The 17,063-nt window shown below is 37.4% G+C and carries 16 protein-coding genes; 3 read left to right on the top strand and 13 right to left on the bottom strand.

What is annotated here, in order from left to right; genetic code table 11:
- Positions 1-160 precede the first annotated feature (160 nt).
- On the bottom strand, positions 161-361 hold the full coding sequence (locus tag BN1243_RS20905) for a YwbE family protein (RefSeq protein ID WP_062110839.1): 201 nt from the start codon (positions 359-361) through the stop codon (positions 161-163).
- Between the two features lie 161 nt (positions 362-522).
- On the opposite strand from BN1243_RS20905, the gene BN1243_RS20900 reads away from it, so the two are divergent.
- A complete protein-coding gene (locus BN1243_RS20900) occupies positions 523-1,131 on the top strand; it encodes a hypothetical protein (RefSeq protein ID WP_069201894.1) in 609 nt (202 codons plus the stop codon).
- Positions 1,132-1,317: 186 nt separating this feature from the next.
- Here BN1243_RS20900 and BN1243_RS20895 read toward each other — a convergent pair whose 3' ends face one another.
- The 10 genes from BN1243_RS20895 to BN1243_RS20845 all read right to left on the bottom strand — a co-directional run bounded on the left by BN1243_RS20895 (position 1,318) and on the right by BN1243_RS20845 (position 12,378).
- Complete coding sequence (locus tag BN1243_RS20895) at positions 1,318-4,518, bottom strand: hypothetical protein (RefSeq protein WP_062110083.1); 3,201 nt, start codon at positions 4,516-4,518, stop codon at positions 1,318-1,320.
- On the bottom strand, positions 4,515-5,204 hold the full coding sequence (locus BN1243_RS20890) for a hypothetical protein (RefSeq protein WP_062110081.1): 690 nt from the start codon (positions 5,202-5,204) through the stop codon (positions 4,515-4,517). The genes BN1243_RS20895 and BN1243_RS20890 overlap by 4 nt, the downstream gene beginning before the upstream one ends.
- On the bottom strand, positions 5,161-6,558 hold the full coding sequence (locus BN1243_RS20885; RefSeq protein ID WP_062110078.1) for a hypothetical protein: 1,398 nt from the start codon (positions 6,556-6,558) through the stop codon (positions 5,161-5,163). The genes BN1243_RS20890 and BN1243_RS20885 overlap by 44 nt, the downstream gene beginning before the upstream one ends.
- Complete coding sequence (locus BN1243_RS20880) at positions 6,534-7,742, bottom strand: toprim domain-containing protein (protein WP_062110075.1); 1,209 nt, start codon at positions 7,740-7,742, stop codon at positions 6,534-6,536. The genes BN1243_RS20885 and BN1243_RS20880 overlap by 25 nt, the downstream gene beginning before the upstream one ends.
- Before the next feature lie 32 nt (positions 7,743-7,774).
- The gene (locus BN1243_RS20875) at positions 7,775-8,137 is read right to left on the bottom strand and encodes a retropepsin-like aspartic protease (RefSeq protein ID WP_230200285.1); all 363 of its coding nucleotides are present in this window, start codon (positions 8,135-8,137) and stop codon (positions 7,775-7,777) included.
- Positions 8,138-8,157: 20 nt separating this feature from the next.
- Positions 8,158-8,421 carry a hypothetical protein gene (locus tag BN1243_RS20870; RefSeq protein ID WP_062110069.1) on the bottom strand — a complete coding sequence of 88 codons (264 nt, stop codon included), beginning with the start codon at positions 8,419-8,421 and terminating at the stop codon, positions 8,158-8,160.
- Between the two features lie 378 nt (positions 8,422-8,799).
- Entirely contained in the window at positions 8,800-9,594 is a 795-nt protein-coding gene (locus BN1243_RS20865) for a YwqG family protein (RefSeq protein WP_062110066.1), read from the bottom strand.
- A 95-nt stretch (positions 9,595-9,689) separates the two neighbouring features.
- Positions 9,690-10,304 (bottom strand): 3-keto-disaccharide hydrolase, encoded by a 615-nt coding sequence (locus BN1243_RS20860; protein ID WP_062110064.1) that lies wholly within the window; start codon positions 10,302-10,304, stop codon positions 9,690-9,692.
- Positions 10,305-10,873: 569 nt separating this feature from the next.
- Positions 10,874-11,668 carry a YwqG family protein gene (locus BN1243_RS20850; protein WP_062110066.1) on the bottom strand — a complete coding sequence of 265 codons (795 nt, stop codon included), beginning with the start codon at positions 11,666-11,668 and terminating at the stop codon, positions 10,874-10,876.
- Between the two features lie 95 nt (positions 11,669-11,763).
- Positions 11,764-12,378, bottom strand: a complete 615-nt coding sequence (locus BN1243_RS20845) for a 3-keto-disaccharide hydrolase (protein ID WP_062110064.1) — start codon at positions 12,376-12,378, stop codon at positions 11,764-11,766.
- 380 nt (positions 12,379-12,758) lie between these two features.
- Between BN1243_RS20845 and BN1243_RS20840 the strand changes: the two genes are divergently transcribed.
- Positions 12,759-13,994 carry an IS110 family RNA-guided transposase gene (locus BN1243_RS20840; RefSeq protein WP_062104226.1) on the top strand — a complete coding sequence of 412 codons (1,236 nt, stop codon included), beginning with the start codon at positions 12,759-12,761 and terminating at the stop codon, positions 13,992-13,994.
- Positions 13,995-14,568: 574 nt separating this feature from the next.
- Complete coding sequence (locus BN1243_RS20835) at positions 14,569-14,787, top strand: hypothetical protein (RefSeq protein WP_062110062.1); 219 nt, start codon at positions 14,569-14,571, stop codon at positions 14,785-14,787.
- Between the two features lie 113 nt (positions 14,788-14,900).
- Here BN1243_RS20835 and BN1243_RS20830 read toward each other — a convergent pair whose 3' ends face one another.
- Both BN1243_RS20830 and BN1243_RS20825 read right to left on the bottom strand, forming a co-directional pair.
- Complete coding sequence (locus tag BN1243_RS20830) at positions 14,901-15,659, bottom strand: Cof-type HAD-IIB family hydrolase (protein ID WP_062110061.1); 759 nt, start codon at positions 15,657-15,659, stop codon at positions 14,901-14,903.
- 255 nt (positions 15,660-15,914) lie between these two features.
- Complete coding sequence (locus BN1243_RS20825) at positions 15,915-17,024, bottom strand: DUF4362 domain-containing protein (protein ID WP_062110059.1); 1,110 nt, start codon at positions 17,022-17,024, stop codon at positions 15,915-15,917.
- Positions 17,025-17,063 lie beyond the last annotated feature (39 nt).

The raw sequence follows: 17,063 nt of genomic DNA, 5'->3' as shown, positions 1-17,063 counted from the left end.
TATACTATGTATCATACACTATTGTTGTTCCGAAATCAATTGTAATTTCTGAATATAATACAAACATCTTTATTATTCTTTTTAAATTTCAATGTTAAGATTTTGCCTTACAACAATCAGCATAAAAAAAGAAACCACATATTAGCTATGTGATTCCCGTTTATTCTTGCGAAATAATTCTCTTTACTCTACCTACTTGCCCATCCTGCAGACGAACTTTTATGCCATGAGGATGTGACGGAGACTTAGTTAAAATATCCTTCACAATTCCACGTGTTCCTTTGCCAGTTGCTTGATCCTTTTTAAGGACAATCTCTACTGTTTGCCCAGTCATGATATTTGTTCTATTTTTACCGTCCATATGATCGAATCTCCTCGTTTGTTCATCTTTCACCACTGTCAATTCTTCCTAATAAAGGAATTCTACCCTTTTCCGAGAATATATACTACTAAGAGGTGAAAAAATTGAAATCTATATTCACAAACCTTCTTTTACACATACTGTTCTATCCTCTGCCCAAAATGACAATTAGTAAAAAGGAAGAGAACTTATTCAACAATCTACTGGAAAACTCATTAAAAAGACCTGATAAGACTATAGACTACAAGCTTGCGATTCCTAAATATAAGTTCCTTTATTATGCGACGAAACAAAAATCCTTTGTGTTGCATGGATCGAATAATAAGTATATTGATTCGTTTGAACCGCGCAAACAAACCTTATATAACGGAAAATGGACTACAGCTGTTTTTGCAACAAAAGATCCGATTTGGCCTATTTTCTACGCGATTTTTAATAAAGAAAAAATAGTAGGAAATATGAGAAACGGTTCGGTTTCCGCTAATGGCAAAAAGCCGTTTCACTTTTACTCCTTAACAAAACCAACACTCCAAAATGAGCCTTGGACTAATGGGATGATTTATCTTTTACAAGAAGACTCCTTTCGTCATATAAGTCAAGGAACGATTCAATTCGATGAGTGGATTAGTGACGAAGCCATAGAGCCCATCGCAAAAATCGAAGTGGAGCCCGATGACTTTTACTTTCTAAATAAAGTGGCAACGCATCGTTCTGATGAATCCGTCATGAAAGCATGGTTATTTTATAAAATAAGATCCCTATTAGTTTGACTTTTGGTTGGATTTGTTTTGAAGAACACAATATTATAGTACATATTCTAATGAACTTAGAAATAACGCCATTATACAGATCTGTGCACGCAAAATAACGTGACCATTTAACGAATTTCACGTTATTTATCACAACTGAGCCAGAGTCCCCTCTTTATCTACTTAAAGCACCTGCTGCCCGGCTTATTAATGGCTAAGCATGATCCCCTTTACTTTACTTTTCAGCTCCTTGGGATCATGAGAGACAATAAAAGCTTTAGAAAATCGATAATAGTACTCATCCTCATGTCCCTTTGGAGATAATATAATTAATTTTCGTTGAAGTTCTTTCGCATATAGCTGGAAGACTTTGGCTTTACGGTTTTCATCCAAGGCACTATCAAATTCATCCATTACGATAAAACTAGCACGATTTTCTAAATTTTGCAGTAAAGAAAGTGCAAATAATAACGAGCTTAAAGACTCTTCTCCTCCAGATACACCTTTCCCGACACGACCTCCCCTTGCTTTCAAACTTACATCCTCAAATTTTCCCCGATGTCCTTCTTTACGGACGTAGATAAACAATTTAAATACAGGACGACCTTTTTTGTCCAAAAGTTTCTCATATTTAATCTGGCCCTCAAACTGGAATAGACCCATATACTGTTCAAAGAGGAGATGAATTCTTTGAACCTGCATCGTAATAGCAGTTTCTAAGTGCTTTTCATTCTGATTTGCACGTTCTTCGTTTTCCTCTAAAAGATTTTTGGCCGCATGCAATTCGTCCTTTTTACGAAGAACTTCTTTTTCCATCGTATAAAAATTTTCCACTGCATTTGGATCTATATCTTTTTCATCCCTTGCAGTATGAAATTCAACTTTTGCTTGGTTTTGTCTATGTTGAAGTTCAAACTTTGACTCTTCAAATTGCTTATCCACGATGGCCTCCTCAACGAGATCGGGAATAAGTTGGCGAAGTTCGTTTAATTCATTTTTATATCCTGCAGCCACATTATTCATGGTAATTCGTTCTTGTTCTTTTTCCCGCTTTTGATTGGTAGTTTGTGTAATGGAACGTTGGTTTTGGATACGGACATCCTCTAAATCATCAATATTCCGTTGATTTACCCTAAGTTTTTGTTGCAAGTCATCTAGCCCATTATCCAATTTTGCTATAGAACTACGGACATCTTTTATTTCATTCTTTATCTCTTTTAGTGACTGTTCCAGTTTTTGAAGTCTCTCAATTTTCGCTGATTGCTGACTGAATTTCTCATATACTATTAAATCCGCTTCTAGTTTCTTGATCTCGCCAGACAACCGATGATTTATTTTCCATGCATCTTGTACTTTTTTCTCGAGTTCAGTTTTATCTTCTTGTAATTGGCTATACAATATCTTTAATTGTTCCAATTGCTCGATTCTGTAATCTTGCTCTGCTTTTGTGGACAAAAACGCCTCTGCTTCTCTCACCTTCTGAACGTCGGCGTTCCAAATACGATATGTTTCATTGTCCTTTTTCCACTTTTCATCCAAAAATGCAATTTCTTCTTGTAATAAATGAATCTGCTGCTCAAGTTTCCGTTTTCGATCTTCCAGAGCTTTATTACTCAAAATATACGTATCATGTTCCTGCGGACCCCTTATTCCTTGTGGGTCGATTAGCCAACCATTTTCAATGTGTGGAGTCTCTTTCGTAAAAAATTGTTCAATCCACCATAGAACACGGGCAGCTTTATTTTGGTCCTCACTTGAGAGACCTTCACGCATTCTTAATCCTAATTGGGGCAACTCCGTTAGTGATCGGTCAGGAATGAGTTTTTTTAATGATACATGATATAAATCATTAAAGGGGTGACAGGTAGAAGCATCATAGAAAATCGTGTATTTAATAGTATCAAATAAGCATTCCTTTTTCAGATTGGTATTGTCTATCATTCTAATAAAATAGCGAAAGGAGTACGCTTGGATTCCTCGTTTCTTCAACTCACTAATTGCTTCATGCTGACGTGGTGACTCGATCTGATTTCGTGCCAACATTTCTAACTCATTTTTAAGAGTACGAAGTTGTTTATCCTTTTCTTCACGCTGTTCTTTCATCGATTGAATAGAATCGTCAAGTAGGATGAGTCTTTCAGTTAGTTGATAACTCGATGTGTAACGTACAAGTAATTCATTTGCAGATTGGCTATTTTCAATCCACTGGTTAATCTTCGCTTTCAGATCGGATTGTTTTTGGCGTGTGGATTCTATTTCACCGTCCATTTCCGTAACCTTTTCACGCAAACTCTTTTCTTTTTCTTTTAACTGCTGAGCTTGATCTTGGACTAGCTGCCATCTCTCTTTAGTTTCTTTTTCAGAGTACGATAGTTTCTTATAGGCTTCCGTTAGCTCACTTAGCTCATTTTGCAACAGATCTACCTCTTCCTCCACTTCCGAATGTTTAGCTTCGCTAGAACTTAATCGCTCAAGCAGTTGCTCCCGACCTTCCTCTTTTTGACTTTGTTGAGCTTCTAACTCTTTTCTCGCATTTTTCTCTTGGACGATTCTTCCTTCATTTTCAGCTTGCTTATTAAAAAACTCGTCTAACTCAATTTCACGTTCTTCAATATACTTCTCCATCTCCACTTGATCCTGCTTAGCCCTCTTTTGCAGCCTATACGTCGTCCATGCATAAAGATAACCACTTTCATCCAGCCGCCTCTTATTCGCTTCATAACGATCCTTTGCACTTCTAGCAATTCCTAAATTAAATTCATATGCCTTTTGTTGATTAGTCGCAACCGCTAATGAATCTTGGGCTTCCTTCACAACCTCTAGGCTTGTTTCCCAATCTTTCTGGATCTTATCAATCCCGTGCATTTCACTAAATATCCGGAAACGCTCTTCTGGCGCCATTACAGCAAATTGATTGACTTCTTGCTGATACCAAATCAAATAGTACAAGTCGGGATGAATTTTGTATTTAAACTGCAGTTCTCGTTTATAGGCGGAATAATTGTTTTTATTTACATCTCCGGACCGAAACGTTTGCCGAAGGTCTAATTGATCGATTGCATCACCATCATGGATTTCATAGCGGAGTTTGATCGGCTGCTTTGGAAGTTGTTCACAATATAAGCGAAATTCAATATATAAAGGGGCATCAATTCGCGAATATCCTTCATTCTTAAAAAGAAAACGGATTTGAGCATGCCATGGTTGATCTTCTGGAAGGTTTTGCGATTTCAATCCTTCAATATCAACTTTGCTTGAACGCAAAACCGCTCCCATACAAAAAGAAATAGTGGATTTCCCTGCTCCATTAGGACCCGTAATCATAATGTGGTCATTTTCATTTTCCAAATTCATTTCCTCTATACCGTAATCTCGAATACCCGAAAATTGTAAACGCCATGGAATCACACCATTCCCTCCTGCTCATAAAGATTATAACGATTGAAAAATTTCATAACGTCTTCTTTCGACAATTGATTGGAATGACTGAATTCCACTACTCTACGTAAAAATGAATCTGAAAACATATGGACACCAATAGTTGTTAAACAATAGGAATCTTTTCTATCTGATGATTGATCATGTTCAATGGCTCCAATTTTTCTTAGTGAATCAAGGGCTAGCTGGATTCGCCGTCCCCCTTTTAACATTTCATGGCCAAAAGCTTCCAGTAATTGGGACAATAGTGTATATTCATGCTTTAGCACTTCCTGTTGATAAAACATATAGAGTAACACGGCAAGGGATTCCTCCGATAAAGTATGGCGTGCTGATCGGGCAGGTACACGTAGCATAACGACTACTTGATCCCGTTGTTCGTCATATATGAGCCTATAATAACGGCCAACAGCCTGGTTAACTCGTGATAAAAAGGAAAAAAAGTATTGGTCATTTCGAGTGACGCCTAAAAGCTTTTCTATCTCCTTACGCGAAAGACCAAAATTGTTAGCCCGAATCGTTGCACTTGATGAAAACAATATCGACATAAACGTCTGTTCTTCCCGGCCCGTTAAGACACTTTGCAAGGTATGAAGGCTATTTAAAGTTTGATTATGAATGCTCTCTTCTTCGAATGCTGGATTTTCTGTCGTCATCTTGGATCCACTCCCATTCTTTTTCATATTGCTTCACTTCTTGTTTCGGTCGAATTTCAATCTTTTTATTTGCTTCAAGTGCTGATATAGCTAAGAGCTGGCGAATCGCATCGCCCCATAAAGGGGAACTCGTCTCAACGATCGTTTCCTCCATATCCGCTTCTTTTTTCTGTTCCAAATATTTCTCGACTTTTTCTGTATCAATACTTGCCTTCGTGAGAAGCCAGCCCGCTTCCTCTACTAATTCTGTCAACGAATCTACCTCAATATTTTCCTCGTGAAATTCAGGGTTCGTTATTTCTTCAATATCGGCCACAACAGGCTCATAGTTTTCCAAAAAGTCAATTCCCTTTTCAATATCCAAATAGGATAATGGAGCAGCATACTTAACCGGTATCCAAATACCATCTCTTTCTTCCCCTTTATACTGTCCTTGATCCATAAAACTAAATAGTTGATGGGCATTTGGGATTTCCGATTCAGGAGGGGGATTGAACATTTTCTCAATAAAAACTCGAACTGATTCCGGAGAAATTTTTGTTTTAAGAGGAGTTTGTTGCACATTCATAAATTGAAGGTATTTATTAATCATTCCAATTGATAAGCTTGTCCCTTCAGCAAGCGCCCCTGTCCCCTTTTGCATTAAATTGCTGAGAACAAGACTGTCTTCTATTGTTTGAAATTGATTAATTCTTTCTTGAAGCTTTCCCTCCAGTTCCTCCATTAACGTATGAATTAATTGAAGCTGAGGCAAGGCGTTACGGTCAGCAAGCAGTTCTAGCTCACGTTCCTTTAACAGATTAATTGCTCCCTGAACATTATGAATTAAACTAGCAATCCTATTTCCACCTGATATTCCCTTATCATCATATGCCTCACTAATTTCCGCGTCTCGCCTCGCTTGAAACAAGGATCGTCCAATTTCATCTTCCAAATAGTACGCCAATGAATCATTAGCTAACCTTGTTAAAGCATCCATCATACGTTTCCCAACACTCATCATTTTGATCTGGTGTGTCTGTTTACTGACCCAATTGTTCTTTGCCAAAACATTCACAATTTGATCCACTCTTGCTTTTGTTGGTGGCTCTCCATCTTTGTAGCGGGACTGGTACCGATAATAAAGTGTCTCTGCATTATCTATTGGATCACTTAAACCGTATGCTTCCTCATGAATCAATTCTATAATTCTTAAAAAACGCAACATTTCTAAAGGTGAATCAAATACTGATTCTGTTGATAGATCTTTCATTACGCCAGCTAAAGAGATAATATCTCGCATTGCTCTCGCCATTTGCGGTAAATTGTGATCACTTTTAAAAATGGAAATTATTTCTCTATCCACTTTTTCCATTCTTCTGGACCTCCTAACGTCATCTCTTGTTCTGCTGGCTGAGTATTTGTTGACCATTTAACATACTCTTCGTATGAGGAAAATAAATTTCCTTGATTTCCAACTATGCAATAAGAGATTCCCTTCACTAGCTGAACGATATCTCTCGCAATGATTTCGCCCGCTTTATCGTAATCAACCCATATGATAATTTTTTGAACGGATAAGTTGGTACACAGCTGTTTAATCATTTTTCGATGTGCTCCGCGAATCTGACCATCAACACCTATTATAAAAGATTGGGTTTTTTCCAGAAAATCAACTTCAGCAGCCATTCTAGTTAAGACAGCCCGATTTTCTACTAACCATAAATACCTGGCGTCTGTCTGAAACATTTCATCTACGATGGCAATGTCAGTCGTAGCATGGACGGTTCCCAAAGAATAGCAAGAAAAGCGCCCATTTAAATTCCCTGTAAAAAGTACGGATACAATCGAGCCGATACTTATAATCCCTAACTCATTGACTGGGGCATTTTGCCACTTTTCCATTCGTGTAATAAAAAATGCCCGATAAGAATCAAAAGCTTTCGAACCACCCACTTTTTTATAATACGTAGCTCCAATTTCTTTAAATTCTATCCTCGATTTTTCTCTTCTTAACTGAAGATAACCTATTAAAAAATGGCAAAACCTTCGAACTCTTTCTTTACCCCATGATTCTGAATCAGCATTTTCATTAGCAAATTCTATAATTTCATTGAGAAAATCAGCTGGAAGAATGCCTTCTAATTTTACCACTTCAGCTTTTAAAATTTGTTTAAGCTCCCGATCCTCTGAATTAGCTTCCTCCTCCTTGAGTCTTTCATATTCATATAAACCAGGACCCATGCGATATACCGAAGACAGGGGTGTCCTGCCATCTTTCTTAAAACGGATTTCTTGGATAATCCATCCCTTGTGTAATGCCTCGTCTATTATTTTCTTTTGTAAGGATAATGAACTTCTACGAGAATTTGGTTTCAGCTTTAACTTAATCAATTCTTTAGTTGGTAACATGTCATAATGTTCAGCAGCTAGAACATTGCCCAGCGTTTTAAAAGTTCTTGCCGTCCATTTTTGAATTTGCCACTCATTATGACTAATTTGATCAACCGTTTCCCCAACTTTACAAATATATCTCTCTATAAATTCTTTTGTGTTCAATAGAATCACCTATATAATAAAATCATTCTTTTTTATTTCCAATACGCCTTTTTTTCATTGAAATCCACTATTAGTCCGGTTTTAATCATAAAATCTACTCCGAGAATGCCATTAAATCCATAGGTTTCCTTCGTTATACCTAATTGGATTAGAAAAGAGTCTAGTGCAAAATGATCAATTTGTAATTCTTTTACGATCTGCTCATAGCATAGTTCGCTTTCTCCACCTACTCCATACATTCTTCTTGGTTTTCCGTTTTTTCGATCTATAATAAGTCCAACTTCTTCGACTTCATCCGTATCAAAAATTGTGGTTGAGCACCCGGTGTCTAAAAGTACGTCATCAAGTCGAATCTTTCTCCCTTTGAACGTAAGGAGTACTGAAACGATTGGCAACCCATCCTGTATTTTTATTTTTATTGAAGTCGCCTCCTAACGCCAATAAATTTCTGCTCCTTTACTTCAATAGTTTCATGATCTGTATGGAAAATGTAGTATTCCTTTGAGGGGTTAGCTAGATGTAGTTTTTTATATTCTTTCCACGCAACAGTCGATTCAGTAAAATTTGAAATGACGGATAGCTCGTTGAAATGGCGAGTGGATTTTGCAGAGTAAGCTGATATTGCTTCAACAAGCACCCACTGTTCTGGATATTGATGACGAACCTGTTCCCATTTCATCGTTACCACCTCCACGTATCCTTTCTCTCTATTATATATCATGTTTAATAACTTGTTAAAGAATCATAACGATTGTGAGCTTCTCCCTACTAGTTTACGTACATTATTTAATGCCTCAATTTCCCAAATACAGTTAGATTTCTATGAATGAGAGTTAATAACTTAGCGATTTTAAAATTCAAAAAAACTGGCAACTCGCCTTATTCGCGTAGTACCAGTTTATTTTAATTTCTCTTACTTTAAAAAAATCCCTAGTTAACCTAGTTTGATTCCCTTTTAATAATTGCTTTGATCATTTCCCTTTGTTGAATCATTAAAAAGAGATTTTTATTTGTCTTTTAAAATATGTATTGATTTTTGCTAGTTCACTTTTTCATCTTAATAACAATCCCAATTATAAAGAACTTTAGAAAAATCACGTTTCTTTAAATCTTCCGCGGCAATAAAGAAATTCGCTACGCCGGAATCTCCCCACATAATGTCCAAATCATTATCGGTATCGATCTGCAACAATAAAGTATCGCATTCTATGTAATTGCCGTATGCTCTTGGGTCTTCCTGTGTAAAAAATGGATACCCGCCTAGTTTTGAACCTTGGCCACATGCTATCTCATTGTACGCTTCCATAATTTCATCATAAGCATCATAGTCCTCGTCTGTACCGCTTTCTAATAACTGATCGATTCCTGTAATAACATTAAAACGATAATCTCCTGATGACATCATTTCATCTGATCGTTCAAACGATAAGGCGCATTCCTTCTCTATTGGGAAATAGTTTTCATCATCGAAAACTTGAAGTTCAGTTAACCATTTTGAAGAATCCAATTCAATCTTTTCGTGATAAACAATTCGGAATGTATCTTGATTCTTCCCATTATCAAAATCTAATCCATACACATCATCATCTGCTACAAAAAACTGTAAAATACCCTCTGTTGGATAGTCAGGAATGGTTTCCCCGATCTCACTAAAGTTTATTTGTGCAAGCAAACGAAGCGGTTGCCCATCTTTAGATGTTGGATATGGATCAGTTTTTAACCAGTACGGTTGTCCAGCAAACTTACTTTGTAATGGAGTTGTATTCGCTATTTTCCCTTTAATGTTCAAACATGGCTTTTTCGTATTTGCTAGAGAGTCTGCATATGGTTGTAATTGCTTTGGTAATTCCACGTTATTACTCTTCCTTTCAAAATGCAATTTTTGACGGTATCTTCTGTAACTGAAATCTCCCCTCCATGTAAGAATAGGGAGATTTCTTTTAGAACTTAGAGCTTTAATAGTTTAATATTACGGAATTCCGCATAGCCACCATGATCTTGCAGTCCGATATGACCTAGACGCGGACGTTCACTCCAAGCATATATAAACTTATTTTCTGTTCCATCCGGATTTTTTCCAGCAACAGTCCATTCGTCAATATCTGCTTCCACAACCATCTTGCCGTTTAAAGTCAGTTGGATCAAATTTCGCTCACATTTAATGATCACTTGATTCCATTCTCCAGCCTTCCGAACTACATTCGAAGAAGGAGCAACTAGATCGTAGAGCGCACCTGAGCTATTTTTGACCATTTCTTCCTGATCGAAAGTGTCCCAAATTTGCATCTCAAGACCAGTATTTACAGGATCCTCAAGATCTGTCCATCTAAAAAAGACTCCGCTATTCGTTCCAGGTGCTGTCCGATACTCTAGTTCCAATACAAAATCTTCAAATTGATCAGTTGTATACAAATAACCACTCGATTCACCTTTACAAATGATCAGCCCATCTTGTGCCAGCCAACCTTCTGGATGACTTGTTGCCGCCCAACCATTTAGCGTTTCACCATCAAACAATAGATTGTATCCTTGCTTCTTTTCTGCGTCTTTTAAAATGTTCAAATTGATTCCTCNTTTGAGGGGTTAGCTAGATGTAGTTTTTTATATTCTTTCCACGCAACAGTCGATTCAGTAAAATTTGAAATGACGGATAGCTCGTTGAAATGGCGAGTGGATTTTGCAGAGTAAGCTGATATTGCTTCAACAAGCACCCACTGTTCTGGATATTGATGACGAACCTGTTCCCATTTCATCGTTACCACCTCCACGTATCCTTTCTCTCTATTATATATCATGTTTAATAACTTGTTAAAGAATCATAACGATTGTGAGCTTCTCCCTACTAGTTTACGTACATTATTTAATGCCTCAATTTCCCAAATACAGTTAGATTTCTATGAATGAGAGTTAATAACTTAGCGATTTTAAAATTCAAAAAAACTGGCAACTCGCCTTATTCGCGTAGTACCAGTTTATTTTAATTTCTCTTACTTTAAAAAAATCCCTAGTTAACCTAGTTTGATTCCCTTTTAATAATTGCTTTGATCATTTCCCTTTGTTGAATCATTAAAAAGAGATTTTTATTTGTCTTTTAAAATATGTATTGATTTTTGCTAGTTCACTTTTTCATCTTAATAACAATCCCAATTATAAAGAACTTTAGAAAAATCACGTTTCTTTAAATCTTCCGCGGCAATAAAGAAATTCGCTACGCCGGAATCTCCCCACATAATGTCCAAATCATTATCGGTATCGATCTGCAACAATAAAGTATCGCATTCTATGTAATTGCCGTATGCTCTTGGGTCTTCCTGTGTAAAAAATGGATACCCGCCTAGTTTTGAACCTTGGCCACATGCTATCTCATTGTACGCTTCCATAATTTCATCATAAGCATCATAGTCCTCGTCTGTACCGCTTTCTAATAACTGATCGATTCCTGTAATAACATTAAAACGATAATCTCCTGATGACATCATTTCATCTGATCGTTCAAACGATAAGGCGCATTCCTTCTCTATTGGGAAATAGTTTTCATCATCGAAAACTTGAAGTTCAGTTAACCATTTTGAAGAATCCAATTCAATCTTTTCGTGATAAACAATTCGGAATGTATCTTGATTCTTCCCATTATCAAAATCTAATCCATACACATCATCATCTGCTACAAAAAACTGTAAAATACCCTCTGTTGGATAGTCAGGAATGGTTTCCCCGATCTCACTAAAGTTTATTTGTGCAAGCAAACGAAGCGGTTGCCCATCTTTAGATGTTGGATATGGATCAGTTTTTAACCAGTACGGTTGTCCAGCAAACTTACTTTGTAATGGAGTTGTATTCGCTATTTTCCCTTTAATGTTCAAACATGGCTTTTTCGTATTTGCTAGAGAGTCTGCATATGGTTGTAATTGCTTTGGTAATTCCACGTTATTACTCTTCCTTTCAAAATGCAATTTTTGACGGTATCTTCTGTAACTGAAATCTCCCCTCCATGTAAGAATAGGGAGATTTCTTTTAGAACTTAGAGCTTTAATAGTTTAATATTACGGAATTCCGCATAGCCACCATGATCTTGCAGTCCGATATGACCTAGACGCGGACGTTCACTCCAAGCATATATAAACTTATTTTCTGTTCCATCCGGATTTTTTCCAGCAACAGTCCATTCGTCAATATCTGCTTCCACAACCATCTTGCCGTTTAAAGTCAGTTGGATCAAATTTCGCTCACATTTAATGATCACTTGATTCCATTCTCCAGCCTTCCGAACTACATTCGAAGAAGGAGCAACTAGATCGTAGAGCGCACCTGAGCTATTTTTGACCATTTCTTCCTGATCGAAAGTGTCCCAAATTTGCATCTCAAGACCAGTATTTACAGGATCCTCAAGATCTGTCCATCTAAAAAAGACTCCGCTATTCGTTCCAGGTGCTGTCCGATACTCTAGTTCCAATACAAAATCTTCAAATTGATCAGTTGTATACAAATAACCACTCGATTCACCTTTACAAATGATCAGCCCATCTTGTGCCAGCCAACCTTCTGGATGACTTGTTGCCGCCCAACCATTTAGCGTTTCACCATCAAACAATAGATTGTATCCTTGCTTCTTTTCTGCGTCTTTTAAAATGTTCAAATTGATTCCTCCTCGTATATTATGTTTAGGCTCCTTTTTAAGAGCCCATAATTTCCTATTTTTCCTGTAATAATTTATTCAAATTTCTTGGATGTCCCGAGATATTTCTAGATAATGAGAATAGGATCATTTGGGACAATTCTTTTTCCTCCTGTGGGTTTAACCACATTTTTAGACTGTTTCTCAGTGTACGTGCGGTGCTTCCTACTCGCAGGCTGTTCTCCCTGAATCTCGAACCTAGAGGATAGTAGCTCTAGGGCGGCTTTCGAATCAGGGTAAGTTCTGATACACGAGGTTGCTGGTCGGCGTTCACACTAGAGATATCTCAGGGCATCCAAGAATAATACCAATGATTCTAATTTGAAAGGAGGGGACAACCCATGAAATTATTTGTTGGTTTAGATATTAGTTCTTTTGATATAAAAGTTTGTATCTTAGGCGATGAAGGAGAAAAGCTTACATCCTTTACCGTCTCTAACGATCTTCCAGGTGCCATACAACTACGAGACCGTATTCTAGATTGCACCACAAACAATAATATTCAAGCATTAAAAATCGGTTTAGAATCTACGTCTGTCTATAGTTTTCACCCTTCCATGTTTTTGCATAACGATGAATCACTAAAAGGTCTTGGCGCAAAGGTTTTTGTCATGAATCCCAAACAGATTGCCAATTTTAAGAAAAGCTATACGGATATGGATAAGACAGATGAGATTGATGCTTTTGTGATAGCTGACTATCTTCGCTTTGGGCGTAATTCCATGTCCGTGGTAAAGGAAGAACAGTATATTGCCTTACAACAATTGACTCGTTCCCGTTACCAACTCATCCATCAAGTGACGAAAGAGAAACAACATTTCTTACAGCACCTAAGTTTTAAATGTAATACCTTTTCTCAAGAGGTGGATTCGTCCGTTTTCGGGAACGCCATGATGGAAATGTTCTCAGAAAAATTTAGCCTAGATGAACTAGCACAAATGCCATTAGAAGATTTAGCCGGTTTCCTTCAGGAAAAAGGAAAAAACCGATTCAATGACGCAGAATGTGTAGCGAAATCCATCCAAAGGGCCGTCCGTTCTTCGTATCGCCTAGATAAGGTAGTCGAAGATTCAATCGACGTTCTCCTTGGTACATCCATTGAAGTGATTAGAACGCTTCAAAAGCAAGTAAAGGAGATTGAAAAGGCCATTGAACGCATCATGGCTGGCTTAGAAGAGACTCAGACCCTTCAATCCATCCCTGGTGTAGGACCTGTATTCACAGCTGGTATTATCGCTGAGATCGGTCAAATTGACCGTTTTGAAGATGAAACGAAAATAGCCAAATATGCAGGTCTGTACTGGCGAAAACATCAATCTGGACGTTTTACTGCGGATGATACTTCCCTTTCGCGCAACGGAAATCAATACCTAAGATATTACTTAGTTGAAGCCGCCAACTCAGTAAGAAGGCACATTCCCGAGTATCAAGAATACTACGCGAAGAAATACAAAGAAGTACCGAAACATCAGCACAAAAGGGCACTCGTTCTAACCGCAAGAAAATTTGTACGTTTGGTCGATGCGCTACTACGCAATCACCAAATTTACACGCCGAAAAGGAGCGTAAATATATGACGCATATGCGCTAATAAATCCTTTCTCTAATTCCAGTAAATACCAAAAATTTACTGGTCTAGTTTAGTGCTGCCTTTTTTCAGATATTTGATCCTTGATAACCAAATAACTAATTATTTTGTGCTTGACATATTACCGCAGGTCTAAATAAAAACGTCTCAACTATATTCACCTTTTAAGAAGCATTTCCCTGCTAATCGGGACTGATTTTTTACAGTAAGCTGGATAACTTTTTTGGCTGATAAGCTAGTTGCTCAAACTGCTTAGTGATAGGCTTTAGGGAATTGTTCGCGACGATCAATTACAGTTGCAACTTCGCATCACTGATTCGGGCATCATTCGTTATCCCATTTTACCTTAGCAAAGGCCGCTCTAATGACGCTTTGCTCAAAAAAACCGTTTCGATACAGCTATGTCGAAACGGTTTAAAAAAATTTGCAACACTCATAAAGAAAACGAAATATCATTTTACAAATGTTAATTTTTTCTCACCCTATTGGTCTAAATCTGACCGCCAAACGATATTTTATAAAAGGGATGTCATCCCAATTTCAGATGAAACAGGTGAGGGAAAATGTATGTCGTTCATTTTTTAGAAAACAAAAATACTCTATTAACTCAGCTTCGTTCACATATCCCAACAATAGGTGAAGAGTTAACCATTAAGGGCCGAAAAGCGAAGGTTACAAGTGTCGAAAATATCGATGAAAAAAATATTCATGTGCAACTGACGATAGCAATTATTAATAAAAGTAAGTCTACTGTCGATCCTTCAAAAAAGAAAAAAAGATAAACATAATCGCCGCCTCCGCTAAACTAGTCCCCGGAGGCCTTTTGGTACAATCTAATCCGCTGTTCAGACGAAGCATAACAACGAAACCTTTCCTTTAGCCATTCAAATTAATCTCATTTCTCATTTAAAACCCAATAGCGAATCGCTTTTGCTACCCCATCAGCATCATTCGTGTCTGTAACCCAATCGGCCGCCTCTTTAACTATAGATTGTGCATTGCCCATCGCAACGCCACAGCCAGCTGCTTGAATCATGGCTAAATCATTGAGGCTATCTCCACACGCCAGTACTTCATCCATCGAAATGCCAAGTAGCTTACAAATCTTCTTTAATGCGTTTGCCTTATTAATTCCTAATGCATTGACTTCAATATTAAGTGGACTTGAATTGCTAATTTCCAATTGGTTATTTTTTCTAAGTTCAGTTAAAATCAACTCCCTAACCTCATGATCATCTAAATCAAACCCAAATTTAAGCCATTCCAAACCAGATATATTTTCCGGCATACTATTATGAAATACGGAATCTGAGGTCACCGCCCAAAAACGACCATTATGTTGTTTACACAAATCCCACATCGATTGAACATAATTCTCCTCAAGACGGTTTGTTTCTAACAAGTTACCAGAGGGATCCCAAATTTCACCCCCATTAACAACAATAAGATAGGATGAAAGCTGTAAAGAATCTGCATACTTTTTAGTGGATTTCAGATGACGTCCAGTACTGAGTACGACATGTACACCTTTTTCTATCGCTTCAGCAATGGCTTTTCGATTGGCTTCCGATATTTCTTGCTGATGATTTAATAGAGTCCCATCCATATCAAGAGCAATTAATTTATAAGATCCAACTTTTTTCAACGTTTCCATGAGCAAACCCCTTTCTGTTTGTCTTAGAATAGAGTTTATCATGATTTTTAGTAGGTTACGAAGGAATACCATTTTCCAAAGCATTTCAGTATCAATAAAAACCACGTACTAATACAAGGAGCTTTTCCCTAATATGCGTGGCACTGCCTGTCGCTTTTCAAAAAAGCATAGAGATTGCCAAAGACGCATCTGTAAATACATCTCTCAAAACTAAAAAAGCCCGAATCATTTTGTAAGATTCGAGGCTCTTATTAATCATCCATTCGGAAGATCCAACTTCTTAATCTCCTTCACAGTCGCCTTCCCTGGTTGGAAGTTAGTTATTTTCCCATCAATGGTCGCTTCAATTTTATCGCCTTCACGAAAATCTTCTGTATGGACACCATCTAACATTGTAAAGTCAATCATATAAGCATCAAAATCGATATCCTCCATTTCATCTTTTAGCCACTCATAATCAAACATGGTTAGGCCTTCACCAATTAACAATGTATCATCCTTGATTTTCAGCACATAACCTTGGACAATAATGTCTTCCTGTTCTTGTTGATTTTTTTGCGCTTGCTCTATCATATATTCTGCAATTGCCGTAAACTTGGCACCATCACGGCTCTGATCACAATCAGACCACTCGAATTCGCGCTGTCCCCCATTTATGTGAACTAGTAGATTATATTTTCTTGCTTCATCAGAGCCACATTTCGTCACTAAATTCTTCTCAGCTAAATAATTGGCAAACACTAATTTCTTATAAACTTCTTGCTGCACACTTTCCGCTTCGATCAAATTATATTGGTTTGACTCAGAGCGTTGCATATTTGTATTAGATGCCACTTCATTTTCAAGATTATCACCATAATTTAGTCTAAATTCGAATCGATCCTGTTGCCGCATATTATAATCAATAGTAAGAATCTCATCCATCTGAAAAGATTTATTGTCACAGCCGATTGCAATGTAGGAAGTGTTGGCGAGATTCACTTCCTCAACTAGATCCGTACAACGTTTAGTAGTTATTCCCCCAGCCCCAAAATTGTCGCGGGTCGTATCATATTTTACTTCAAGTGAATTCCCATCATAAGTTAGATCCGAAATGATAGGATCTCCTTCGGTTGTATAGTGAACAATGCGCAAATCGGAAGAAACACCCTTTTGCATGTTGTCATAAAAATTTTGTATATTTTCCAGTCCCTCAATACTTCCATGAGTATTCACAACATCTACATCTTTGACTCCTTTCACAGTAGGTTTTGGAGTATCGATTGCCAATACCTTACTACCATTCTCTTTATTTTCAACGGAATTGCAGGCAGCTAATGTGAAAAGGAATAGAAATAAGAGACCGATCTTTATCGTTTTTTGCATTGCTTCCCCCCCTTTTATATATCTCATATTCATTTTGAC

This window comes from Bacillus niameyensis, from assembly GCF_001375535.1.
Taxonomy (GTDB): Bacteria; Bacillota; Bacilli; order Bacillales; family Bacillaceae_C; genus Lederbergia; species Lederbergia niameyensis.
This window is presented reverse-complemented; position numbering and strand designations above follow the sequence as displayed.

Coding starts and splice junctions, on each gene's coding strand:
- BN1243_RS20835 (WP_062110062.1), top strand. CDS start 14,569: ATGTATGTCGTTCATTTTTTAGAAAACAAAAATACTCTATTAACTCAG.
- BN1243_RS20825 (WP_062110059.1), bottom strand. CDS start 17,024: ATGCAAAAAACGATAAAGATCGGTCTCTTATTTCTATTCCTTTTCACA.
- BN1243_RS20870 (WP_062110069.1), bottom strand. CDS start 8,421: ATGAAATGGGAACAGGTTCGTCATCAATATCCAGAACAGTGGGTGCTT.
- BN1243_RS20905 (WP_062110839.1), bottom strand. CDS start 361: ATGGACGGTAAAAATAGAACAAATATCATGACTGGGCAAACAGTAGAG.
- BN1243_RS20885 (WP_062110078.1), bottom strand. CDS start 6,558: ATGGAAAAAGTGGATAGAGAAATAATTTCCATTTTTAAAAGTGATCAC.
- BN1243_RS20840 (WP_062104226.1), top strand. CDS start 12,759: ATGAAATTATTTGTTGGTTTAGATATTAGTTCTTTTGATATAAAAGTT.
- BN1243_RS20830 (WP_062110061.1), bottom strand. CDS start 15,659: ATGGAAACGTTGAAAAAAGTTGGATCTTATAAATTAATTGCTCTTGAT.
- BN1243_RS20900 (WP_069201894.1), top strand. CDS start 523: ATGACAATTAGTAAAAAGGAAGAGAACTTATTCAACAATCTACTGGAA.
- BN1243_RS20890 (WP_062110081.1), bottom strand. CDS start 5,204: ATGACGACAGAAAATCCAGCATTCGAAGAAGAGAGCATTCATAATCAA.